This window comes from Chthoniobacter flavus Ellin428 (assembly GCF_000173075.1).
GTDB lineage: Bacteria > Verrucomicrobiota > Verrucomicrobiia > Chthoniobacterales > Chthoniobacteraceae > Chthoniobacter > Chthoniobacter flavus.
Map to the genome: position 1 here is coordinate 1 of NZ_ABVL01000002.1, position 22,533 is coordinate 22,533.

The window sequence follows — 22,533 nt, forward strand, 5'->3', positions numbered from 1 at the left end:
TTGGGCGATCCGAGGCAACAGTTGGACGCGCTCGGAGGAACAACTCGCGCACCGCCAGCAACTCTGCACCCAATATCCCAAACTGGGCCGGGCCATGATGTTGCGCGAAACCTTCCAGGACGTGCTGGCCGGCGAAGATGCGGTGGCCCTGCGCTGGTGGGTGACTCGTGCCAGACGATCTCGATTGGTCCCCTTTCGCAAACTGGCCGACAGCGTCATGGAACATTGGGACGGGATCGTGGCTTTCCTGGAAACCCGTGTCACCAACGGCGTGATCGAGGCGATCAACGGTCTGCTCCAACTGGCCAAACGCATGGCTCGCGGCTTTCGTTCTTTCCGCAACTTCCGCCTCATGGCTCTGCTCAAAGCCGGCCGCCTCCAACTTCACCTCCCCTCCCTTTCACCCACTTAAAACAGCGAAGCGGCCATTTTAAAGATCACGCCGCGGTTGACGTTGCCGCCGGTGGTGGTCGTGCCGTAAAAGTTGCCATCGGAACCCTGCAGTAATCCTGCCTTCGGAGCCCCTCCATCATTGAGGACGCTCCCGTCCTTGAATTGGTGCAAAATGGTAATTACCCCCTGCGGAGTGATTCGGAAAACATTTCCATAGCCGGAGACGCCTGCATTGGAAGTAGTGCCATAGAAATTGCCGTCGCTGCCTTGAATGAGGGGAGCCTCTGGAAACTCGCCATCGTGGTCGACGTTGGCATCAGGAAAGGAATGCAACGTGGTGGTCGCACCTTGTGGCGTCATCACGAAGACGGTGCCACCACCAATCGGTCCGCTGTTGGAAGTGGTGCCGTAAAAATTCCCGTCGGAGCCTTGAATCAGGGAGGAGGGATGGCCGCCATCGTCCACTGGTGAGCCAAAGCTATGCAAAAAGGTGTAGACGCCTTGGGACGTGATCTTGAAAACGGCTCCGGTGCTTCCCGCGCCGCCCGCTTGGGTGGTTCCATAGAAATTGCCATCGGTCGCCAGACACAAAGGTCCGGAAGGAAGATTGCCATCCTTCGTGACGCCACTGTTTCCGAAGTCATGCAGAATCGTGACCACGCCCTGCGGTGTCATTTTGAAGATCGTTCCCGCATAGTTACCCAGCGCGTTGACGGTGCCTCCCTGATAGGTGGTTCCGTAGAAATTGCCGTCCGGGCCCTGCGTGATGCCCACGGGAGACGTCCCGTCCAAGGGAACACTGCCGTCACCGAAGTGATGCAGAATCGTGATCGCGCCCTGCGGTGTCATCTTGAAGATCGTGCCCTTGCCGGCACTTCCCCCATTTCCGGTGACGCCATAAAAATTGCCATCGCTCCCCAGGATGACCGCAGAAATGGGGCTGGAGCCGTCGTTGGTCACAGTACCGTCGGTGAAAGTATGCAGGACGGTCATCGGCGACGCGCCCAAAGTCTGGATCAGCGAGCGCAGGCTGGGCACGCCGCAGCCTGTGACCATGTCGTATCCTGGACCGGCGGCGAAACCGTTATTTCCGCTGGTGATGTCGCGGAAGTTATCCGTACCGAGCAGCGGGTATACTTTCGGCCCCATCGAGCCGAGCGGTGAAAGATTGGCATTGATGCGGACCTGGTTGAGGAGCGCGGCGAAACCGGCCCATGTCGGGCAACTCCAGCTCGTACCACCCGCTATGCGAGGCGCTCCGTTGAAATACACATACGCACCGGTGGTCGGATCGGCGACCGCGGCGACATCGGGAACCGCGCGTTTGGTGCCGGCAGGAAGGCCAGTGCCGGTTTGCCACGCTGGCCGGTCAAAATAAATGCTGGTGCCGCCGCCGCTCAGGGACCAGGCGGTTTCGGAAGCGACTGCGCCGCCGCCGTTGGTGAAAGCCAGGGTGGTGCCACCGACTGCGGTCACATTGGGATCCGTGGCCGGGGATTCCGCCTGGGTCGGCCCAGTACTGCCTTCCGATTGGTCCGGCGTGGAGCCACCGTCGCCGGTGGCGGCAAACACCGTCACGCCGGCGCTGGCCAGCTCCGTAAAGTACTGCGCATCGGTCTGCACCTGGCTGCTGGTGGTCACGGTTTCGCCGATGCCATAACTCAAGGATACCTGGTGAATTCCATATTCCGGGTGAGCGGTGACGTCGGCGTAGATTTGCTGGTAGGCTTGATCGACATGATTGAGCTGGAGATCCGTAGTCGCGTAGACGCGGACCTTTGCCGAAGGAGCGATGGAGCTGGCCCATTCCGTATCGAGCGTTTCCTCACCTGAGGGAGACGGCAGCGTGCCGGCTACGGCCTGGATGAAGCTGATGTTATCGAGGGTTTGGGTAATATGGTTCGCCGTCCAAAAGGCAGTGAGGTCGCTGGTTGCGGGGAAGGTGTCGATCACGATGGCGATCGTTTGTCCGGAGCCGGTGACATTGTTCGGGGTGAAAGTCCGATTGTAGGCGGTGAGCACCTCGTTCGGGCCATAGGGAGCCATGCCCGGAAAAGTGTAAGACGCCGGTTGCATCACCAGATGCTTGTGCGCTCGCAGATGGGGCTGCAGCCCGTGGATGCCTACGACGAGAGGAGCGATCCCGGACGGCACGCTGGGCGCACCGACGGCAGAGCTGAATTCATGGCCCTCGACGGCCACGCGGGCAAAGCGGGTATGAAGCGCGCCTTCAATTTGCCGCACCGTTCCGCGCGCGAATACTGCGAGGCGGTAGGAATCCTGGCCGGTGATTTCGAATCCCTGATCAGCGAGCCAGTGGATCACCTTCGCATAGTCGGCGGCGGAGGGATGATATTTCTTCGCCATCTCCGCGGGAGAAATGATTTCGCCGCGGGAAACGCGTGCCTGCAGGTCGGCGAAGTTCCGCATTTTCAGCGAGACTTCGAATTCGAGCCTGGCATCACTCTCTGCCTGGCTCAAGACCGTCCGCGCGATGAATGCCTTGCGCCGGTTCGGAGTTGCTCCCGCCGGGGTGGTCGGCACTTCCCGGATGCTGTCGGGAAGGGATGTGGTGCTGGGGACAGCAGCTTGGTCAGCCAACGGCTGGCCCAGCCAGAGGGCCATGACGAGCGTGCACAGCCCAGGCGACAGCCAACGGCAGAATTCGTTTCCGGTAGAGCGATTAAGAACGCCGTCCGACTTCCTTGAGACCTTGCAATGTTTCATTCGTAGTCCTTTTCGAGCGCGCCTTCTTACGCGAAATCGCGATAGACTCAAGAAATCTCGGAGCCTCGCCCTGCCGAAATGGTCCTGAGTTCGAACGTCTGATTCCCTCCCTTTGCTCCGGTGGGATGACCGTGCTGGCGGCCTAGAGCGAAAGAAAGTTCTTCAGCAGCTTTTTGCCTTCGAGGGTGAGGATGGACTCGGGATGGAATTGCACGCCGTGGATGGGAAACTCACGATGGCGCAGGCCCATGATTTCGCCTTCGGCGGTCTCGGCGTTGATTTCCAATACCGCCGGGAAGGTCTCGCGTTTGACGATCAGCGAATGATAGCGCGTGGCTTCGAAGGGGTTGGGCAGGCCGGCGAAGACGCCCGTTCCCTTGTGGAGAATCGGCGAGGTTTTGCCGTGCATGAGGCGGCCGGCGCGGATGACGTCGCCACCGAAAACGTGGCCGATGCATTGATGGCCGAGGCAGACGCCGAGCAGGGGAGTCGTGGGACCGAAGCGTTTGATGACTTCGTTGCTGATGCCCGCTTCATTCGGCGTGCAGGGGCCAGGCGAGATGCAGATGCGCTCGGGTTTGAGCGCGGCGATTTCGTCGAGGGTGATTTCGTCGTTTCGTTTGACGAGAAGATCGGCGCCCAACTCTCCGAAGTACTGCACCAGGTTATAGGTGAAGCTGTCGTAGTTATCGATGACGAGAAGCATGGGAAAGAAGGAGGTTCTTAATCCTTAATCCTTGTTCGTTAATCGTTAATCCTCAGGTTTGGCATCGGATGTTAAAGGCTAACAGACGGGATTAAGGATTAACGATTAAAGATTAGGATTAAGAGATCTGTTCGCCCGGGCGATAGCGGCCATCATACCCATGGCTTTGTTCACGCACTCCTGATGTTCGGACTCCGGTGATGAGTCGGCGACAATGCCGGCTCCGGCCTGCACATAGGCTTTGCCGTCCTTGAGGACAACGGTGCGCAAAGCGATGCAGGAGTCGCTATTGCCGTCGAAACCGAAATAGCCGACGGCGCCGGCGTAGACGCCGCGTTTGCTTTTCTCCAGTTGGTTGATGATCTGCATGGCACGGACCTTGGGCGAGCCGCTGACCGTTCCGGCGGGAAAGGTGGCCCGCATCACGTCGTAGGCGCTGCGATCGGGGCGCAGAGTGCCATGGACGTTGGAGACGATGTGCATGACGTGGCTGTATTTCTCGATCGTCATGAAGTCGCTGACCGTCACCGTGCCGAATTGCGCGGCGCGGCCGACGTCGTTGCGGGCAAGGTCGACGAGCATGAGATGCTCGGCCCGCTCCTTGGGATCGGCGAGGAGGTCTTTGGCGTTGGCGTCGTCCTCGGCGGCATTGGCCCCTCGGCGGCGGGTGCCGGCGATGGGACGAATGTCGATGCGGCCGTCGATGGCGCGGACGTGGACTTCGGGAGAACTACCCACGAGGGAAAATGCGCCCGCCTGCCCTGAGCCTGTCGAAGGGGCGAATTTCAGGCAGAACATGTAGGGCGACGGATTCACGAAACGCAGCGCGCGATAAAGCGTGAGCGGGTCGCCTTGATATTCGGTCTCGAAGCGCTGGGACGGAACAAATTGGAAGATATCCCCGGCACGGATGTATTCCATGCCGTCGCGGACCATCTGCATGTACTCGTCGCGCGTGGTATTCGCCGTCGGCGTGACCGGTTGCGGCTCGTGATCGACGAAGATCGGCGGGAGATGCGTGGGTTGGTTGAGCTTGGCCACGAGCGCAGTGATTTTCTCCGCGGCTTGCGCATAGGCGGCTTCGATATTGCCGTCGGCGACGAAGGCATTGGCGACGATCCGCAGACGGCGGGTGCGGTGATCGAAGATGATCAGCGTCTCCGCGAGAAAGAAGAAGCTCTCCGGGAGATTGAGCTCATCCTTCGGCGCGGCGGGAATGGTCGGTTCGAAGAACCGCACCATGTCGTAGCCGAGATAACCGACGGCACCGCCGGCGAAACGTGACTCCTCCAGCGCGGGCGAGGGGACGAAGGTGTAATGCTTCATCAGCGCCTCGAGCTCGTGCAGCGGGTCGCGCGTGGTCTCGAATTCGCGGACCTGGCCGTTATCGGTAATGCGAATCGTGCGACCGCGGCTCTCAAAGGTGATCCGCGGCTGACCGCCGACGAAGGAATAGCGGCCGGCCTGGTCGCTTTTCTCGACCGACTCGAAGAGGAACGAGTATCCGCCGTCGTCGATCTTCTGGAAAGCGGAGACCGGCGACTCGGCGTCGGCGATGAGTTCGGTGAAAATGGGAATCAGGTTCCCGCGTTTTGCCAACTCGCGAAATTCGGCGAGTGAGGGCTTGAGCGGCGTATTCATTTTGAGGCGTAAGTTTTTTCGGGATCGAAGAGTTTTTCTTCCGTGATCTCGAGCGGCGTACCTTCGGGCGAATAGGCCTGGAAAAAGCAGCTCTCGAAACCGGTGTGGCAGGCGCCGCCGATCTGCTCGACCTCGAAGAGGAGCGTGTCGGCGTCGCAATCGACGGCCCAGCGGACGACCTTCTGGGTGTGACCGCTGGTCTCGCCCTTGAGCCAGAACTTCTGTCGGGAGCGGCTCCAGTAGTTCATGAAGCCGGTCTGGAGCGTGGCCTCGAGCGAAGTCGCATTCATCCAGGCCATCATCAGCACCCGCTTGGTTTTCACGTCCTGAACAATGGCGGGGATGAGGCCGTCGGCGGTGTATTTCAGATTTGGGAGAGTCATGGTGTGAAAATGAAGGAAAGGTTAAAAAAGCGAAAAAAAAGCCCGACGATTCGGACTGGAATCATCGGGCGAAAGTTCGGCGCGCAGGTGGCGACGACCCGGTTCGCGCGGAGAGCGCGAGCCGTGGGCCCGTCTAGAGTTGCCACCAATGCAGAGTGAAATTCACGGGCTTCGTATAAGCGCGGCTTACAGGGGGCGCAAACACTTTTTTCCACCTCTGATTTTCTCATTCTTCAGAGCTACTGGCCAAAGGCACAAAAGTAGCTACACTTTAAGGCGACGTATGCTGAGCACTGCCAGTCCGCCGACACTATCATCTGAAGAGCAGGAGCAGATTCTGCAGACCATCGAAATGTTCGAGGTCATCACGCAGGCGAATCCGCAGGATTGCCAATCGATGGACATCCTGAAGGATGCGTACCAGCGTGTCGGGAAGCAGAAGGAAGCTCTGCAGGTCGCCCGCCGCCTGGCGGACACCTATGTGGAATTGGGCCAGTTTTCCGCCGCGATGCTCGAATATGAGGGCATCCTGCAAAAGGAGCCGGACAATGGGGAAGTGATCGTCGCCCTCGGCGATGTGGAGGAGAAGCTGCAGAAGAGCGGGCAACTGAAGCCTCCCGCCGCGATGGCCATGCCGTCCGCGCAGGCCACGCCTTCGGTGCTGCAGCCGCCGCCTGGGCTCGCTGGTGGTTTGCCTTCCGGCACGATCCCGCCTCCCTCTGGCATCAATCTCGATTTTCGCACTGTTTCTTCCGACGGCGGAACGCTGATGACCACGGCCGCGACGATGCGGCCCGAGGGCGGCCACAGCATGCGCCTGGCCGGTGGCCATGGAGAACAACTCAATATCAACATGGCGGACGACGGGAACGAGGCCCTCGCCAAGTTCCTGATCCAGCACCGGCTCGTCACCGAGGAAGTCGTGAGTTCGGCCCTCGAGCGCGTGCAGAAGAAGAACAAGGATCTCGCTCCGAACGTGGCGGCGACCTCGCTGGTCGATGAAATTTCCCGCCGCGGCGCGATTGAGCAGGAGGCACTACTGGCCAGCATCGTGGATCGCTCGAAGTTCGCCTACATCCCGCTCGAATACTACGACGTCGATCGTTCCGTCGTGAAGATGCTGCCGGAGAGTCTCAGTATCGGCCGGTTGATTGTCCCGTTCGATATCATCAGCCGCACGGTGATGATCGCGATGGCCAATCCTTTTGACTCTCTCGGCAAAGAGGCGGTGCAGCAACTCCTGGACTACAACGTGCAATGGCACCTGGCCTCACCGCAGGCCATTTTGAAGGCGCTGGGCGACACTTACCGGATTGAAAAATGAGCATTAAGTCTTTTGGCGAACGCATCGCGGATGTCTTGATCGAGGATGGGTTGCTCCTGCCCAGCCAGCTTGCCGAGGCCATGGACCTGCAGAAGAAGCAGGGCGGCCGGCTGCTCAAGCTGCTGACCGACAAGCAATACGTCACTGAGCAGGACATGGTCATCTCCATGGGCCGCTGCCTGGATGTTCCGCCGATCAATCTTTCCAAGGTCCGTGTCCCGGAGAACGTGCAGGAGCTTGTGCCGAAGGACATGGCGCGCATGTACAAGCTCGCTCCCGTGTGCAAACTCGGGAACAAGCTGTTCGTGGCGATGGCCGATCCGCTGAACGTGCTCGCGCTCGACGACCTGCGCCAGCGCACGAAGCTCGAGATCGTGCCGATGATCACGACGGAGCGCAGCGTGACCGAGGCGCTCAGCGGCGTGGGCAGTGCGGGCTCGCAGATGGACCAGGTGCTGAAGGAAGCCGCCAACCAGGCGCAGGCGGAGGCGAACGTCGAGGAGGTGAAGCAGAAGCGCGAGGAAATCGATCTCGACCGGCTCGCGGTGGAAAGCGAGGACGCGCCGGTGGTCAAGATCGTGAACCTCATCCTCGTGCAGGCGCTCAAGGAGAAGGCTTCGGATATTCACATCGAGCCCTTCGAGAAACAGCTCAAGCTGCGCTATCGCGTGGACGGCGCGCTCGTCGAAGCCAGTTCGCCGCCGAAGGCGCTGCAGTTGCCGATCGCCTCGCGTATCAAGATTCTCGCCGGCCTCGACATCGCCGAACGCCGTCTGCCGCAGGACGGTCGTTTCCGTATTCGTGTGTCGGGCAAGGAAGTCGATCTTCGTATCTCGGTTCTCCCGACGACCTATGGCGAGAAGATCGTTATCCGTCTCCTCGACAAGGGCGCACTTTCCGGTTCCATCGACCAGCTCGGCATGGACGAGTACACCCTCGGCATCTTCAGGAAGGCCGTCGACGCGCCGCACGGGATGATTCTCGTCACCGGCCCGACCGGTTCCGGCAAGACGACCACGCTGTATTCGGTGCTCAGTGAACTGAACAATCCAGAATACAACATCGTCACCGTCGAGGACCCGATCGAATACCAACTCTCGGGCATCAATCAGGTGGCGGTAAAGGCCGACATCGGCCTGAGCTTCGCCGACGCCCTGCGCTCGATTCTGCGTCAGGATCCGGACATCGTCATGATCGGTGAGATTCGTGACAACGAAACCGCCGACATCGCGGTGAAAGCCGCGCTCACCGGTCACCAGGTGCTGTCCACGCTCCACACGAACGACGCCGCAGGCGCCATTTCCCGTTTGGACGACATGGGCATCGAGCCGTTCCTCATTTCGTCTTCGGTGCTGCTCACCTGTGCGCAACGTCTGGTCCGCCGGGTGTGCCCGAACTGCCGTGAGGAGTTCCAGCCCGAGCCCGAATTGCTGGCCAAGCTGGAGATTCAGGACGACAACACGACCTTCTATCAAGGGGCGGGCTGCGACCGCTGTAAACGCCGTGGCTACGTAGGCCGCGCGGCTATTATCGAGGTGTTACCCGTCTCGGAAACCATCCGCCGCCTGATTATTAAACGTGCCTCGGCAGCAGTCATCAAAAATCAGGCCGTGAGTGAGGGAATGAAGACCCTACGTATGGTCGGGATTGACAAAGCCCGCGAGGGAGTTACGACGTTGGAGGAAATTCTGCGGGTAACCGCAGAAGACCACTAACGTCCTCATGGGGTTATTTGACCATCTTTTCAAAAGCAAAGCACCGGCCGGTGAAGAAAAGGTGGTAGGGCATGCCCTGGAGGGGGATGCCAAACCGACCGAGGGAGGGCCGCGTACGCCGACGCCCCAGAAGGCGGACCCTTCCGCCTTTCTGCATCCCAAGAACTACGTTCCGCGCGGGGCGCCCGGGCTGACGCCGGCTCCGCGCTCGGGAATTTCCAAGCCCGCCGATCGCAAACCGGTCGTGGCCTCGACCGTGGCACCGCCGCCGGCAGCGGACGAAATCGTGCTCACGCTGGGTGATGTCCTGTCGCGTATCCCCACGCAATTATTGAAGCCCGGGATGCATGACCCGAAACGGGAACTGCGCTTCAAGATCAACGACCTTTCCTCGGATATCGCTCGTGGCCGCGCCGCTGTCCCACTGTCGCGCATCTCGCAACTGGCTCCGGAGATTTTTGCCAAACAAGTCGGTCCGCACGAGGACATGGAAATCCGGTTGCCGCTGCAAAAGCTGGTCGAGCAGATCGGCCTGCTGCGTTCGCAGCCGAAGACCTCGGTAGTGGAAAAGGTCGAGCTCCCAGCCATTGCCGCGAGCGCGCCGCCGGCCGCGAAGCCGGTCGTGCCGATTGAGGTCCAGGTCGAGGCGACGAGAGTGGAACCGGTGGCGGCTGTTCCCACGCCTGTGGTGGTGCCGATGGGGACGGAATCGGTCGTGCGCGTAGTGACGCCACCACCTCCGCAAGCGCCGCCGATCGTTCTGGCCGAACCGGTCGCGGTGCAGAAACCGATCGAATTGAAAGCGGTAGTGGAGCAGGCGCCCGCGGCTCCCGTCATTCTTGGTCCGCCGCCTGCTGTGCAAATGACGCCGGTTTCGGTGACTCCCGAGCCGCCTGTCATCACTCCTATTCCCGTTCCGGTGTCTGTTCCCGAGCCTACGCCACTACCGCCGTCACTCGCTGAGGTGAAAGTGGCCGTCAAGCCGATCGAGCCGCCGGTCGTGTTCGAAAACGGGGAGATCTATGTCCCAGTCGCGCCCGCTCCGCCTGCGCCTGCGCTCGTTTCCTCGGTTCCTCTCGCACCCACTCCACCCCTGGCATCCGCTGCGCCGGTTGGACCACCGCCTGTGGTGATTGAGCCGCCGAAGGTCGCCGAGCCGCAGAAGATTGTCATCGACTGGGGTACGGATGTGCCGGCGAAAGCCGGGGAGCATGTGGATTCCGGCACGCCCGAGATCGAAATTGAGCAGCCCCTCGAGTCCTCTGGCGATGCGCCGAAGCTCGCGCCCATCGAGTCGCCGGATATCGATCCGGATGAGGAGAAGATTCACCTGAGCCTCGCCGCGATTCTCAAGCAATGCCCGCGGGAAATCATCGTGAGCGAACTGCCACAGGTGGATGACAGTGTTCGGATCACGCTGCCATTTGCGCCGATCGATCGTCAATTGATCAAAGGCCACGTGGAGATCAGCGCGCTTCGCTTCATCGTTGCGCTGCCGGAAATCTATCACAAATATTTCATCGCGAAGGTCGGCGTCAAAGTGCCGATTCCGCTCGAGGAAGTTTTCCAAAACCTGCCGTCGCCGAAGCAGGAACTCACACCGGTGAATCCCACGCCACCGCCCGTGGTGCTGGCCCCCGCCGCGCCGCCCGCTCCGGTGATTCCGGCCCCGCCGATCGCCGAAGTCGCACCGGCGCCGAAGGCGGAGGAACCGGTCGTTCCGCCCGCGTTGCCGGCGCCGGCCGTTGCGGCCGTCGAACCGAAACCGGAAGAGGCGCCCAAGCTTGGGGACGCGAAAGCGGTCGAATCGTCAACGCCGCCCATTGCTGTCGAGCCGCCGCCGTTGCCGGTCGTTCCGGCGGTCGCTGAGGAGGAAGCGGCACCCGACCTCGCCACGGAAACAGTTTTGCCGGCAGCGGATTTGCCCGAGCGTTTGACGGCGGAACAAGCGACCATGCCGTCCGTGCCGCCCGCGGTGGAAGTGACGCCCACTCCTGTCGAGCCGCCACCGATTCCCGCTGTGGCGGCAACTGCGGCTTCCGAGCCACCGCCGGTTGCGTTGGCGGCGGAATTTACGCCGCCGCCGTTGCCCGTTCAGCCGAGCGCGGTCAACGCGGCCCCGAGCAGCGATGCGCCGGCCAGGCTCGTTTTGCAGCCGCCGGTGTTCCGGCCGCATTTCGTTCCGCCGCCAATCTTTGGATTTACGCCTTCGTCTTCGCCTGCGCCGGAGCCGGAGCAGCCGGCGAAAGTCGAGCCGCCATCGGTGCTCGCTGGGCTGGCGGAATCGCCCGCCGCCGCGGCCACTCCCGCGAATGCGGCTACTGCGCCGGGGACTGTATCGGTTGTTGCAAAAGAAGAGACAGCCGCTGCTTCCGCACGGGAAGTCACGTCTCCAGCGGTGGCTCACGAGACCGGCGTTACGCCTGCTGAATCAACTCCGACGGCAATGCCTTCCGATTCCGAACCGAGCGCGGAACTGATTGCTCTTGCCGACGAACATAATGCGCCCGACATCGCGCATTTCTCCGACGAGCCCGTGCCTTTCGCGGATCTGGCGGAAAGCCTTGCCCACGAAACCACCTACGCCCCGGCATTGGCTGAGGTCGTGCATGTGGACATTCCCGGTGCGGAACCTTCAGCACCCAAGGCGTCCGCCGAAGCCTCCGGGAAAGCGGCCCCGGAAAAGCCCGCAGGCGAGGAAGAGCACCGTGAGTTGCCAATCGTGGAAGGCCTGGCGGTAACCGCCGTCGCGGCTACGATCGCCGAGCACGTCCCGCTGAATTTCCGTGAGACGGTGGCACCAATCGAAGAGCCCAAGGCATCCGAATCGACTGGACCACATGCCGGGACACCTGCGCCGGTCGAACTCAAGGCCGAAGAGCCCGTTGCCGCCGCGGAAGAAGTGCCTGCTCCCGCAGCCGTGCCGACCGAGGAAGAGCCCACTGCATCCACACCGACGGAGCCGTCCGCTGCCGCGACCCCGCCACCGCCGCCGCATCCGCTTTTCCCACTGCCGAAAATCCCGGCTGCGCCGGTGCATGTTGAAGTCCTTCCGCCGCCCTCGCTGCCACTCCGGCGCTTCGATCAAGACGCCGTGCAGGCGCTCTTCATGACCGAGGAAACGCTCGACCTGCCGAAGATCAGCCACCTCGCGGCGGCGCTGCCCGGCGTCTATGCGTGCGTCATCGCCACGCGCGACCAGGCCTCCACCGGCGGCACGTTGCCCGATGGCTTTGATTTGGCAGCGTTGCTCGGTCTTGCGCCGCGCGTCGGCGAAGCGGCCGGCCGCATGCCGATTGGGCAACTCAAGCACTTCACCCTTTACGGCGACGCATACTCGGTGAGTTTCTTCGAGCGCAATGGCCTGAGTCTTTGCGCCGTTCACCGCCCGCGTTCCTTCGTCCCCGGTGTCCGCGAAAAGCTGGTGGCGCTCGCCGACGAGCTCTCGCGGTAGAGTTTGCCGCCGTTTGGAGATACCTGCGTGCCTCTGCTATGATGCAGTGGAAACTTGGAGACTTGGAGTCCCCGGTGATTTCATTTAAGGTCATCCCTTGAGCAGATCGGATGGCCGTATGCCGCGGCCAACGCGTCTGCTGTTCTCCCCATGAAACCCTCCATCAATCCCATCGCGGGGCTCGGACTGGCGGCGTGGATGTTTGCCCTCGGGGGCAGTGCCGTAGCTGCCGAGTCACCGGAACCGAAGTTCACCGCCATCACGCTCGATGATCACATCCAGATCGGTTACGGCCTCGCCATTGCCGATGTGGATGGCGACGGCCATCCCGACATCCTGCTGGCGGACAAAAAGCAATTCGTCTGGTATCGCAATCCCGGCCCGAGTCAGGCGCGTGACCCCGCCGCCTGGCACAAGTACCTGCTCGCGGAAAATCTCACCGAAGACGACAACGTCTGCATCGCCGCGCAGGACATCGATGGCGACGGCAAGTGCGAGATCGCCGTCGGCGCGGCGTGGAAGCCGTCGGATACCGAGAAGAGCGGCGCGGTCTTTTATCTCATCCCGCCCGCGGATCGCACCCAACCGTGGACGCCGGTGAAATTTCCGGCGGTCGAGCCGACCACGCATCGGATGCGTTGGATCAAGGTGGCCGATGGCAAGTGGGGGCTGCTCGTGGCGCCGTTGCACGGGCGTGGCAACAAGAACGGCGAGGGCGCGCCGGCCAAAGTGTTGCTCTATCATCCACCCGCCGATCCGCGTGCGGAATGGCCCTCGGAAGTCGTCGCCGATACCTTTCACATGACGCACAATTTCGTGCGGCTCTCGGTCGCCTCAGCCGGCGGAAGAAACATGGCCGACCGCATTCTGCTCGGTGGCAAAGAAGGGCTCATGTCTTTCCGCCCAGGCAAAACGCAGTGGGAAGCCACGGCGCCGGTGATGGCTGGCGATTTGCCGGCTGGAGTGGGCGAAGTCCGCGTTGGTTCACTGGTCAATGGGGTGCAGTTCATCACCACCGTGGAGCCGATGCATGGCAACATGCTGGCGGTCTACCTGCCACAGAAAGCGGCCAATGGCGCCACTGTATTGAAGCGCCAGCTTTTGACTGACAAGCTGGTGGAAGGTCACGCTCTGGCCTGCGGCAATCTCCTCGGTGGATATCCGGGCGTGAGTGCTTCAGACCAAATCGCCGTCGGATGGCGCGGCAAAGGCGGGACGGTCGATACCCCGATCGGCGTCGCGGTTTGGGCGCCGCTTGATGCCAAAGGGGAGCAGTGGCGTGAGACCGTACTCGACCCGAACGGCATGGCCTGCGAGGATCTGCAAATCGCCGACCTCAACGGCAATGGTAAACTCGACATCATCGCCAGCGGTCGTCGGACGCACAACGTGAAGATCTATTTCAACGATACCGCACCGCCGCCGAGGCCTTGATGGCCGCTGATCGTGCGTAGCCGGATGAGCGGCTATTGAGCGAACGGCAGGAAGGGGGCTAGTGTGACCGAATGGCGCGCTCCGGAAGACGTAAATCCATCGACTTGGCAAGCGACAAAAAGGCGCGGCCTACGACTTCGTCAATGCACCGAGAATGCTTTCCGTGTCGTAGACGCAACCACCCCAAGTGCCGCCGCTGGCCTGTTGGAGCGCGGCCCAGATTCGGGTGTCGTCGGGCAGGTCGGGGTGAGGCGCCAGGGCGGGATGGGTAGCGCGTTGGTTGAGGATGGCCGCGCCCTCCTCCGGGGAGAAGGACCGGCCATCGCAGCCGATGAAATCGACTTCTCCTTCCATTGATATTCTGTTGATCATCAATGAAATAATATCGTTTTCACGGACTTTTCCTAATTGTCCTCCCGCCAGGGCTTCCGGTCCGATGTGACCGACACAGGCCCCCGTAGAAACTCCGGAAAAGCGGGCATCAGTGAGCAGCGCAACATGCTTGCCGAAGGGCAGCGCTTTTAACGCACTGGTGATTTGGTAAGTCTCTTCCATGCCAGTCCCTAATGGCCCAATTCCCGCCAGGACCATCACGTCGCCCGCTTGAATCTTGCCTTCGCGCAAAGCGGCGATGGCGGAGGCTTCGGACGTAAAAACCCGCGCGGAACCGGTGTGACGGTAAACGCCATCGGCACCGACCACGTCGGGCGAAATCGAGGTCGCCTTGATGACCGAACCCTGTGGCGCGAGGTTGCCCGTCGGGAAGACCAACGTGCCAGTGAGGCCGCGAGCGCGAGCCTGTTCGGGTGCCATGATGACGTCGTCCGGCGCCACGCCATCGCGCTCGGTGAGCAACGCACGGAAGCGTTCCCGGCGCGCACTTTTGTCCCACAGGTCGAGGTTCTCGCCGAGCGTCTTTCCGGTGGCCGTGAGGACACTGGTGTCGAGCAATCCGAGCGCTCGCAGGTGGAGCATGACTTCCGGAACGCCGCCCGCCAGATAGGCGCGGACCGTGGGATGGTACTGCGGGCCGTTGGGCAGGACATCGACCAGGCGCGGGGTGGCACGGTTGACGGCGATCCAATCCTGCACCGCCGGCCGAGGCAGACCGGCGGCGTGCGCGATGGCTGGGATGTGAAGCAGGAGATTGGTCGACCCGCCAAAGGCCGCGTGCACGGTCATGGCGTTGCGGATGGCGGCGGGAGTGAGAATGTCCCGGATGCGAATGCCGCGCTCGGCCAGATGCGAAACCGCCCGGGCGCTGCGGGTGGCGATTTCCCGCCACACGGCTGAGCCCGACGGAGCGAGGGCGCTGTGGGTCAGGGCGATACCGAGCGCCTCGGCGACGACTTGCGAAGTCGCCGCGGTGCCGAGGAATTGACAGCCGCCGCCGGGTGAGGCGCAGGCCCGGCAACCGAGCTCGGAGGCTTCCTTCAGCGAGAGCAGTCCGCGCGAAAAGCGGGCGCCGATCGTTTGCACGGCACCGGCGTCCTCGCCATCGCTTGGCGGGAGGGTGACGCCGCCGGGAACGATGATGCACGGCAAGTCGGGGGAACCGGCGAGGGCCATCATCATGGCGGGCAGTCCTTTGTCGCAGGTCGCTACGCCGAGGACGCCGGAGCGGCGCGGCAGGGAGCGGATGAGGCGGCGCAGGACGATCGCGGCATCGTTGCGATAGGGCAGCGAGTCGAACATGCCGGCGGTGCCTTGGGAGCGGCCATCGCAGGGATCGCTGACGGCGGCGGCAAACGGGGTCGCGCCGAGGGCGCGCAGTTCGCGGGCGGCGGCTTCGACCTGGAGCGAGATTTCCCAATGGCCGGTATGGAAGCCGAGGGCGATCGGTTTGCCGTCCGGCGCCCGTAGTCCGCCAGCGGTGCTGAGGATGAGGAACTGGCGGTCGTTGGCCCGCTCGGGTTCCCAGCCCATGCCGACATTTTGGGTCAGACCGAAGAGATCGCCGCTGGGGGCGGTGCGCAGGAGATCTTCGGTGAGCGGCAAGGCGCCGGCCGGTCCGGGGGCGCGGGTGCGCAATTCATAGATGGAGGGGTCGTCGGGAAAGAGGTCGTGGCCGGGCATGGATCGAGTGTTTGTAGCGCAAGGAAGACGAAGCCGCTACTGGGATGCGCGGGCGGGCGATGACAAATCGTAGATGGCAGATGGCGGAAAGCCCTGGTGCATGGCTCTATCAGACGAACCTATTCAGGACCGATCATCACTGTTAACCAACGGCACCGCTGTCACATCCGCTGCTGTTCGCTCCAAGGAGGCCTACGGTTTGCAGAACCAGCCGAACTCCATCCAGCGGGCGAACCATTCCTGAATTCGGGCGGCGCTTTGTGCGGGCAGCTCTTTGCTGCCGGCAAAAGCCGTCGCGCAGGCTTCGTCCAACGTCGCGCCGGAACGGAGGGCGATGAGCAGTTGGTAGGCTTCGGGATCGAGGCGCTTGTAGTAGACGGAGAAATTGACTCGATGGATGGCGAGATAGACGGGTGTGCGGCTGCGGCGGACGGTGACTACTTTGCGGCGTCGCGTGTGCGTGGCGGAGACGGCGTTGCTGACCGCGGCGATCTCGGTGCGCTTCAAGTTGCGCATCAACTCGTCCACTGGGTGATGCAACTCGAGTAGATTCAGATAAGGCTGGAGGCCGAGGTGGAGGCGGTCCGCGGGAGTCCGGGCGATTTGCTTCGCCGTGAAGACCGGCTTTTCCGGGTCATCGAAAGCGAGCGCGCGGGCCCATTCGACGCGGGCAACATCGAGCGCGAGCTCGACGCGTGGCCGGACAAATTCGGGGTGCGCTTCGAGAAATGAAACGAGGTGGGAGCCGAGGTTGCGCAAGGTCCAGGAGCGGGAGCCGTGAGCTTCGAGGTAAGCGACCGCGAGCTTGTCGAATTTGCGCTCACCGAGGACGGCGCGCAGGCCGCGAAAATCTTCGCCGAACGCGCCGAGGAGGCGCCACCAATACTGCTGGTTGTAGATCTGCAGCCGTTCGAAAGCGGTGAGGCGATCGTTGGGTTTGACCAGGCGCTCGGCGACCTCCGCGCCCGCGGCCCGCATGCCTTCGTCGGATTTCAGCGGGCGAAAAAGTGCGCTGGTGATGGCGCGCTGAAATTCGCGGAGAGGAGGTTGGGCCGGCATGGGAGAATGACGAATGCGGTGCGGGTCTATCGTCTGCGGCTAAGCGGCGATGGTGTTGGCGTGAGGGAGAAAGCGGTTCGCCTTGAGCGCCTCGGCGTGGACTTCGTCGAAGCTGGGAATGCGGTCGTCCCATTCGAGGAGTGTGGCGGTGCGGCCGATACGCTGAATGGCGTGGCCGTACAGTTTCCACACTGGATTGAGGACGGGATGATCGTGGGTATCGAGAATGTAGCGCTCGAATTTGGTGTGACCCGCGATGTGAATTTGCGCCACGCGTTCGGTGGGCACGGCGTCGAGATAGACGTATGGGTCGAAAACGTGGTTCTTCGAGGAGACGTAGATGTTATTCACGTCGAGCAGGATGCCGCAGTCGGCGCGCTCCACGACTTCGCTGAGAAATTCCCACTCGGTCATTTCCGAAGCATGAAACTCGGCGTAGCTGCTGACATTCTCGACGGCGACCGGAATGCCGAGGGTGTCCTGCACTTCGCGGATGTTCCGGGCCGTCCATTCGACCGCTTCCCAGCTGTAAGGCATGGGCAGAAGATCGTGGGTGAATCGGCCATCGACGCTGCCCCAGCAGAGGTGATCGCTCAGCCACGGGGTGCCCGTGCGCTTGACGAGCCTTTTGAGCCGGCGGAGATGATCGCGATTCGGTCGGGCGGCATTGCCGAAATACATCGAGACGCCATGCTGCACGACGCGGTACTGCTCGAGGATTTGGTCAAGGACGTGCAACGGTCGTCCGCCGTCGACCATGTAATTCTCCGAGATAATCTCAAACCAATCGACGACGGGTTTCTTCTCCAGGATATGCCCGTAGTGCGGAATGCGCAGACCGATCCCGATTCCGTATTCGGTGTGGGCGTTGAAGTGATTGGCGGGCATGGAAGGAAATGCGGAATGTCGAGTTCGGAACTCGGAATACGAAGGGAGCGAGTTGGGAGCAACTATTCCGCGCTCCGCATTCCGAATTCCGCATTCAGAGTGCGGGGCTCCGGCCTTTTGAGTGTGGCCGGAGCCCCGGAGAGAATTGACTAGCTCTTACTTGCCGTGGGTGGGCTTGCCGTCCTTGGTGGCGCAGCCGCCCTTGCCTTTGCAGGAGTTCTTGCCGGCGCAGCCGTTGTCCCCGCTCTTGCAGCCGCCCTTGCCCTTGCAGGAATTCTTGCCCGCGCAGTCATGGGTTTCGGCCTTCGTGTCGGCGAGGACGCCGGCGGTGGGCGCGGTGGCGTGGGTCGTGGTGTTGGTGGCGGCGTTGACCTGGGCGGTCAGGCCCCCGGAGAGAAGGCCCGCGATGGCGGCGCCGGCGAGCAGCGCTTTGCTGGAGGATTGCTTTTTCATTTCTGGTTTGGCTTTTGGTTTTGGTTTTGATGTGCCGGTCGCCCTCGATGATCTCGCGAGCGTCCGGCTTTGGTTTCCGCGTTTGTCGAACCGTGAGGACTCACAGCTCTACACCCGCAAAATTGGGTTTGGGATGTTATGCGTTGGCGGTCGTGGTTCCGGACGCAGCCCCGCGAAATTTTTTACCGAGCAGATAGTCGATGGAGAAAGCGCCCGGCCCGAAGGCGAACACGAGGACGCAGGCGAAGAGGAAGAGGAACGGGGTCGCCGCAAAAAACTTGTCGGTATCGCTGAAGATGGAATGAAGCGCTTCGCTGTCCGCCCGTGACGAAGGCCATACAAAAGCAGGAAGATGAGCGGGGATCGAATGAGGCGCGAGGCCAAGCCGAGGATGAGCAACAGACCACCGACGCATTCCGTAGTGCCGACGAGCGCCGCGCTGAATGAGGGAAAAGGGATATGTAACTCTCCGAAGAACGAACTGACTTTGCTCAAGTCGGAAAGCTTGCCTTTGCCGGTGAGAAAAAATTCCCAGCCCCAGTAGAGCCGGATGATGAGCAGCACCGGCGCTTGCAAATAAGAAGCGCCACGGACGAGCAAGGAATAGGCGCGGACGACGAAAGAGTTCGTGTTCATAGCTTGATGTTGCTCAGGACGACGAATGCCGCTGGCATTTGATTGCACGGACCGGAAAGTTTTTCGCGCATTGGGGGAGGCGTGAGGCGTGACAACCGAAAGGACGAGCATGCTAGCGGGTGGACCGAAGGACGGGAAGTATGAATTGCGTAACAAGCGGGTGGCGGATAAACGAAGATGCGATCAATACTGCGTCGCACTCTTCATTTTGGACGCACCCAGCGACATTTCTATTCCCACGACCGATGCCGAACGGTTGCAGAAAGGCTACCGCTACGCCCTGGCCTTGACGCATCATCCGGAAGACGCGCAGGATCTGGTGCACGAGGCGTGGCTGAATCTCTGTCGCCGATATGGGCAGGTGGAGTCAAATGCGGTGCTTTTCACGGCGGTGCGGAACTTGTTTGTCGATCAATGTCGACGAAAGAAGGTGGTTCAATTTGAGTCGCTTGATGAACCCGAGGCGCCGGATGTGCCGGAGATGGTCGACAGCGAACCCGGTGTGCAGGGCGATCTGGATACGTTGCTGGCGGCGCTCCGACCGGTGGAGCGCGAGGTGCTTTTCCTCCACTACTACGAAGGGCGGACGGCGGAGGAGATCGGGCAAATGAACAACCAGCCGCGCGGTACGGTGTTGAGCTTGTTGCATCGCGCGATCGCCAAGCTGCGCGAGGCTGCGACGCAGGACGAAGGAAAATCCCGATGCAATCAGTGGCTGCTTTTATTCGTATCTCTTTGGTAAATGTCTGATCTCCGCCAACAATTGCAAAAGCACTACGACGCGCAGTCGCTGCCGGCCGGGAAGGCGGAGGCGATTCTCGCCGAGGGACGTGCGGCGGCGGAAGGCGGGGAGAAAGTCGTTGAACTACCGGCGCGTCGCGTGACGTTCTGGCGGGCGTTGCCGGCCATCGCCGCGGCGATTCTGCTGTTGGGATCGCTGGCCCTCTGGTGGGCGCCGCAACGCGGAAAGATTTCGTATGCGCTCTTCGCACCGCGGGTAAGAGATTTCTTCAGCACGCCGCCGGAGTTGCCGAAACGGTCACAGAATCCCGAAGAGTTGCGGACGTGGTTGCTCGCGCAGGGAGCTCCGGCGGGTTTCCAGATTCCGGCGAAGCTGCGTTCGCTGAAGAGCTTTGGCTGCCAGGTGGTCAACGTGCACGGCAAGTCGGCCTATCTCACCTGCTTCTGGAGAGAGAAGAAGCCGCGCGTGGACGACGGGGAACTGGTCCACCTGCTCGTGGCGCGCCGGAAGGATTTCAAAGACGCGCCGCCTACCGGAGTGCCGCAATTCCGCACGGTGAAAGACTGGAGCTTCGCCGCGTGGACCGAGGGCGATGTCATCTACACCATGGCCGCGCACGCGCCGATGGAGACGCTGCAGAAGTTCGTCAGGAACGCTGGAGCGCGAGCGCCATTTGTCGCCCTGGCGAAGGTGCCGCAGGCAGTCAGTTCTTGAGCTTGTTGAGTTCGCCGACGACGACGTTCTGGGTAAGAATCTCGGGCAGAATGATGGGTTCGGCATTTCCGCCGGGATAGAGCAAGTAAGCAGGTACTCCTGCGCGATCGTATTTTTTGAGGATGTCCGAGATAGCCTGATCCTCATTGGTCCAGTCGGCTTTAAGCGTGAGCACGTTCTTTTGTTTGAATAGAGCGCGAACCGAATCGGCGTTGAGAATCACCTTCTCGTTGTATTGCAGTTCAGGCACCAGTCGGCAGTAAAATCGATAAAGACTGGCTGGCCCTTTTTCGTGGCCTCAGCGACGCGATCGTTGCTCCAGTGGCTGCCAGGCGATGCCACTACTTTTCTCTCCGCCGTAGCGATAGACAAGGAAGCTGACTGCCAAAAGGACGAGGATCGAAACCCAAGCCAAGGGTCGGTTGTCAAAAGAACCGTAAATCCAGCAAACCACGCCGAGCACGAGAAGGAACGCGCTGAGAACGGTGAGTGCGTCCAGGCCCGCTGCCTTGCCAAATACGCCGAGCAACCAGACGACCACGCCGAGCATGACGAAGCCCATGAATTGCTTAAGCAAGTTCATCCACCTGCCGGGCTTTGGAAGGAAACGCAACCAGGCCGGTTTTGCGGTTAGCAGAAAGTAAGGGAGGCTCATACCGCACGCGATGGCGGTGAAGATGAGATAAATGATGTGCGGCGGGGCAGCGAAGGCGGCGCCGAGAACCGGCCCCAAGAAGGGCGCAGTGCACGAGGTGCCCAACAGAGTCGTGAATACGCCGTGGAAAAATGCTCCACCTAAACCTTCCTTGCCAGAGAGTTCGCTGAGCTTCGAAGCGGCCCCGCCGGATAAGGCGATCTCGAAGACCCCGAGCAGATTCAGGCCGAAGAGAAAGACCAGCGCGATGAGCGCGATCAGGATGCCGGGGTGCTGATACTGGAAACCCCAGTTTACACCCACACCATTCATCCTCAGAACGGCGACGACCGTCGCTAGACCGAGAAAGAAAGCGAAGACGCCGCCTACAAAGGCCAGCCCAAGATGAAAGACGCGCCGCGGATGTTCGCCGGCTTGCTGGACGAAACCGAAAATTTTCAAAGCGATGACCGGCAACACGCAGGGCATCAGGTTGAGGATCAAACCGCCGAGGAAAGCGCTCCAGAGGATGGCGAGGAGACTGTTGTTGGAGGAAGCGGGAGCCGCGGAGGTGCTCGCGGGATTGGTGGCGTTAGTAGTGCCGGTAGTGTTGGTCGTCGCCGCCGGCTTGTCGGTGGTGGGAGCGGCAGTGGCAGAAGTGGCCGCAGTGCTATCGATGACCCAGCCTTCGCGGGGCGCGTCATCCTTGGCGGTTGCGATGACGCCGCGCCAGGGGAGATTGGGTTGACCGCCATTCTTCACTGGGAAGGTGATGGTGCGTGAGCCGTCCGCGGCGATCTCGCTGGCTTTCGGGTGATCGGGCGTCACGCCTTTCGGAGGCAGCGGGAAAAACTCAGCTTTGAATTCCTTCGGCAGCCCTTCGATGCGCAGTGAAAACTCGTCGGCTTTGCTGCGGTCCCATTTTACTGTGAATGGAACGGGAGTGGTCTTGGGCAATTGCGCGCGCCATTTCGTAAACAGATCGGCATTTGCCGGTTGGGGGGCGCCGGCATTCAAAGACAGTGCGAGGTGCGCGTTGACGGGAACGCACGTCTCGGGGTTGCAGGTCTGCGCCACCACGTGCGCCTTGATGACGATGGGGCCGGGAGGCAAATCGGCCGGAGGGGTGATCTCAGCGAAAAGGAGCGTCTCCTTGAGATAAACGTAGTTGAGAAAGTCCCCGGGAGCGGGGTGCGCCACGGGAATGGGCCATTGCAACGGGCCGGCCTTGAAGCCCGGCGGCAATTCCCAATCGATCCGCGTGGCCTGTCCAATGTCGCCGACGAATTGCCAGTAGACGTCCCACTCGGGATCGAGCTCGAAATGAGCGCCAACGGTGAATGGCTTGCCCGCCTGAATGGTTGTGGTATCGGCGACCAGGGTGAGTGTTCCCGCTTTCAACTTGGTCGTCTCTTGCTGAGCCTGCGTCACCCCCACGGCGAGGACCAGCCAACAAAGGGTGACGAACAGGAATTGCGGCAGGCGTTTCAAAATGGGCGAGGGCAACATGGCAGAGGACATAGGTGAAACGGCAGACGAAAATACGGCAATGAA

17 protein-coding genes and 2 pseudogenes are annotated in these 22,533 nt (G+C 61.5%); 8 read left to right on the plus strand and 11 right to left on the minus strand.

All coding sequences use genetic code 11. The features are described from left to right. On the plus strand, positions 1-412 hold a 412-nt coding region (locus CFE428DRAFT_RS02860; RefSeq protein ID WP_042724321.1), incomplete at its 5' end, for a transposase. Here CFE428DRAFT_RS02860 and CFE428DRAFT_RS02865 read toward each other — a convergent pair. From CFE428DRAFT_RS02865 to hisI, 4 genes are all read right to left on the minus strand, one after another. Next, the gene (locus CFE428DRAFT_RS02865; protein ID WP_042724322.1) at positions 409-3,018 is read right to left on the minus strand and encodes a choice-of-anchor tandem repeat GloVer-containing protein; all 2,610 of its coding nucleotides are present in this window, start codon (positions 3,016-3,018) and stop codon (positions 409-411) included. The two genes, CFE428DRAFT_RS02860 and CFE428DRAFT_RS02865, sit on opposite strands and share 4 nt — an antisense overlap. A 244-nt stretch (positions 3,019-3,262) precedes the next feature. After that, positions 3,263-3,826 (minus strand): anthranilate synthase component II, encoded by a 564-nt coding sequence (locus CFE428DRAFT_RS02870; protein ID WP_006977925.1) that lies wholly within the window; start codon positions 3,824-3,826, stop codon positions 3,263-3,265. Between the two features lie 105 nt (positions 3,827-3,931). Then, positions 3,932-5,467, minus strand: a complete 1,536-nt coding sequence (gene trpE, locus CFE428DRAFT_RS02875; protein WP_006977926.1) for an anthranilate synthase component I — start codon at positions 5,465-5,467, stop codon at positions 3,932-3,934. Next, the gene (gene hisI / locus CFE428DRAFT_RS02880) at positions 5,464-5,850 is read right to left on the minus strand and encodes a phosphoribosyl-AMP cyclohydrolase (RefSeq protein ID WP_006977927.1); all 387 of its coding nucleotides are present in this window, start codon (positions 5,848-5,850) and stop codon (positions 5,464-5,466) included. The genes trpE and hisI overlap by 4 nt, the downstream gene beginning before the upstream one ends. A 283-nt stretch (positions 5,851-6,133) precedes the next feature. Here hisI and CFE428DRAFT_RS02885 point away from each other — a divergent pair, with 283 nt between their 5' ends. From CFE428DRAFT_RS02885 to CFE428DRAFT_RS02905, 4 genes are all read left to right on the plus strand, one after another. Beyond that, positions 6,134-7,174: a GspE/PulE/PilB domain-containing protein gene (locus tag CFE428DRAFT_RS02885; protein ID WP_006977928.1), complete on the plus strand. Its 1,041-nt coding sequence runs from the start codon at positions 6,134-6,136 to the stop codon at positions 7,172-7,174. Beyond that, complete coding sequence (locus CFE428DRAFT_RS02890; RefSeq protein WP_006977929.1) at positions 7,171-8,889, plus strand: GspE/PulE family protein; 1,719 nt, start codon at positions 7,171-7,173, stop codon at positions 8,887-8,889. The genes CFE428DRAFT_RS02885 and CFE428DRAFT_RS02890 overlap by 4 nt, the downstream gene beginning before the upstream one ends. Before the next feature lie 7 nt (positions 8,890-8,896). After that, entirely contained in the window at positions 8,897-12,343 is a 3,447-nt protein-coding gene (locus CFE428DRAFT_RS02900) for a hypothetical protein (protein ID WP_006977930.1), read from the plus strand. A 150-nt stretch (positions 12,344-12,493) separates the two neighbouring features. After that, positions 12,494-13,777, plus strand: a complete 1,284-nt coding sequence (locus CFE428DRAFT_RS02905; RefSeq protein WP_006977931.1) for an FG-GAP repeat domain-containing protein — start codon at positions 12,494-12,496, stop codon at positions 13,775-13,777. 129 nt (positions 13,778-13,906) lie between these two features. Here the strand turns inward: CFE428DRAFT_RS02905 and CFE428DRAFT_RS02910 are convergent, their stop codons facing one another. The 4 genes from CFE428DRAFT_RS02910 to CFE428DRAFT_RS02925 form a co-directional block, all read right to left on the minus strand. Continuing rightward, a complete protein-coding gene (locus tag CFE428DRAFT_RS02910) occupies positions 13,907-15,853 on the minus strand; it encodes a YjhG/YagF family D-xylonate dehydratase (RefSeq protein ID WP_006977932.1) in 1,947 nt (648 codons plus the stop codon). Positions 15,854-16,045: 192 nt separating this feature from the next. Further along, on the minus strand, positions 16,046-16,912 hold the full coding sequence (locus CFE428DRAFT_RS02915) for an HvfC/BufC N-terminal domain-containing protein (RefSeq protein ID WP_006977933.1): 867 nt from the start codon (positions 16,910-16,912) through the stop codon (positions 16,046-16,048). Between the two features lie 39 nt (positions 16,913-16,951). Further along, positions 16,952-17,800, minus strand: a complete 849-nt coding sequence (gene bufB, locus CFE428DRAFT_RS02920) for an MNIO family bufferin maturase (RefSeq protein WP_006977934.1) — start codon at positions 17,798-17,800, stop codon at positions 16,952-16,954. Between the two features lie 156 nt (positions 17,801-17,956). Further along, complete coding sequence (locus CFE428DRAFT_RS02925) at positions 17,957-18,253, minus strand: hypothetical protein (RefSeq protein ID WP_006977935.1); 297 nt, start codon at positions 18,251-18,253, stop codon at positions 17,957-17,959. Positions 18,254-18,260: 7 nt separating this feature from the next. On the opposite strand from CFE428DRAFT_RS02925, the gene CFE428DRAFT_RS39490 reads away from it, so the two are divergent. Continuing rightward, positions 18,261-18,581 carry a hypothetical protein gene (locus CFE428DRAFT_RS39490; protein ID WP_042724325.1) on the plus strand — a complete coding sequence of 107 codons (321 nt, stop codon included), beginning with the start codon at positions 18,261-18,263 and terminating at the stop codon, positions 18,579-18,581. A gap of 71 nt (positions 18,582-18,652) precedes the next feature. Here the strand turns inward: CFE428DRAFT_RS39490 and CFE428DRAFT_RS40885 are convergent. Then, positions 18,653-19,000: pseudogene (locus tag CFE428DRAFT_RS40885) on the minus strand (DoxX family protein); the annotation flags it as partial. 97 nt (positions 19,001-19,097) lie between these two features. Between CFE428DRAFT_RS40885 and CFE428DRAFT_RS02935 the strand changes: the two are divergent. Beyond that, positions 19,098-19,631, plus strand: coding sequence for an RNA polymerase sigma factor (locus tag CFE428DRAFT_RS02935; RefSeq protein ID WP_157447410.1), 534 nt, complete (start codon positions 19,098-19,100; stop codon positions 19,629-19,631). Beyond that, positions 19,632-20,345 carry a hypothetical protein gene (locus CFE428DRAFT_RS02940; protein WP_006977937.1) on the plus strand — a complete coding sequence of 238 codons (714 nt, stop codon included), beginning with the start codon at positions 19,632-19,634 and terminating at the stop codon, positions 20,343-20,345. Here CFE428DRAFT_RS02940 and CFE428DRAFT_RS02945 read toward each other — a convergent pair. Both CFE428DRAFT_RS02945 and CFE428DRAFT_RS02950 read right to left on the minus strand, forming a co-directional pair. Beyond that, positions 20,335-20,687, minus strand: a pseudogene (locus CFE428DRAFT_RS02945) (thioredoxin family protein). The gene CFE428DRAFT_RS02940 and the pseudogene CFE428DRAFT_RS02945 overlap by 11 nt on opposite strands. Further along, positions 20,644-22,488 carry a cytochrome c biogenesis protein CcdA gene (locus CFE428DRAFT_RS02950; protein ID WP_006977939.1) on the minus strand — a complete coding sequence of 615 codons (1,845 nt, stop codon included), beginning with the start codon at positions 22,486-22,488 and terminating at the stop codon, positions 20,644-20,646. Before CFE428DRAFT_RS02950 ends, CFE428DRAFT_RS02945 begins: the two are co-directional and overlap by 44 nt. Positions 22,489-22,533: the final 45 nt, after the last annotated feature.

Bases quoted from the DNA above. Each gene is read 5' to 3' on its own strand.
- CFE428DRAFT_RS02865 (WP_042724322.1), bottom strand. From the start codon at position 3,018: ATGGCCCTCTGGCTGGGCCAGCCGTTGGCTGACCAAGCTGCTGTCCCC.
- CFE428DRAFT_RS02870 (WP_006977925.1), bottom strand. From the start codon at position 3,826: ATGCTTCTCGTCATCGATAACTACGACAGCTTCACCTATAACCTGGTG.
- trpE (WP_006977926.1), bottom strand. From the start codon at position 5,467: ATGAATACGCCGCTCAAGCCCTCACTCGCCGAATTTCGCGAGTTGGCA.
- hisI (WP_006977927.1), bottom strand. From the start codon at position 5,850: ATGACTCTCCCAAATCTGAAATACACCGCCGACGGCCTCATCCCCGCC.
- CFE428DRAFT_RS02885 (WP_006977928.1), top strand. From the start codon at position 6,134: ATGCTGAGCACTGCCAGTCCGCCGACACTATCATCTGAAGAGCAGGAG.
- CFE428DRAFT_RS02890 (WP_006977929.1), top strand. From the start codon at position 7,171: ATGAGCATTAAGTCTTTTGGCGAACGCATCGCGGATGTCTTGATCGAG.
- CFE428DRAFT_RS02900 (WP_006977930.1), top strand. From the start codon at position 8,897: ATGGGGTTATTTGACCATCTTTTCAAAAGCAAAGCACCGGCCGGTGAA.
- CFE428DRAFT_RS02905 (WP_006977931.1), top strand. From the start codon at position 12,494: ATGAAACCCTCCATCAATCCCATCGCGGGGCTCGGACTGGCGGCGTGG.
- CFE428DRAFT_RS02910 (WP_006977932.1), bottom strand. From the start codon at position 15,853: ATGCCCGGCCACGACCTCTTTCCCGACGACCCCTCCATCTATGAATTG.
- CFE428DRAFT_RS02915 (WP_006977933.1), bottom strand. From the start codon at position 16,912: ATGCCGGCCCAACCTCCTCTCCGCGAATTTCAGCGCGCCATCACCAGC.
- bufB (WP_006977934.1), bottom strand. From the start codon at position 17,800: ATGCCCGCCAATCACTTCAACGCCCACACCGAATACGGAATCGGGATC.
- CFE428DRAFT_RS02925 (WP_006977935.1), bottom strand. From the start codon at position 18,253: ATGAAAAAGCAATCCTCCAGCAAAGCGCTGCTCGCCGGCGCCGCCATC.
- CFE428DRAFT_RS02940 (WP_006977937.1), top strand. From the start codon at position 19,632: ATGTCTGATCTCCGCCAACAATTGCAAAAGCACTACGACGCGCAGTCG.
- CFE428DRAFT_RS02950 (WP_006977939.1), bottom strand. From the start codon at position 22,488: ATGTTGCCCTCGCCCATTTTGAAACGCCTGCCGCAATTCCTGTTCGTC.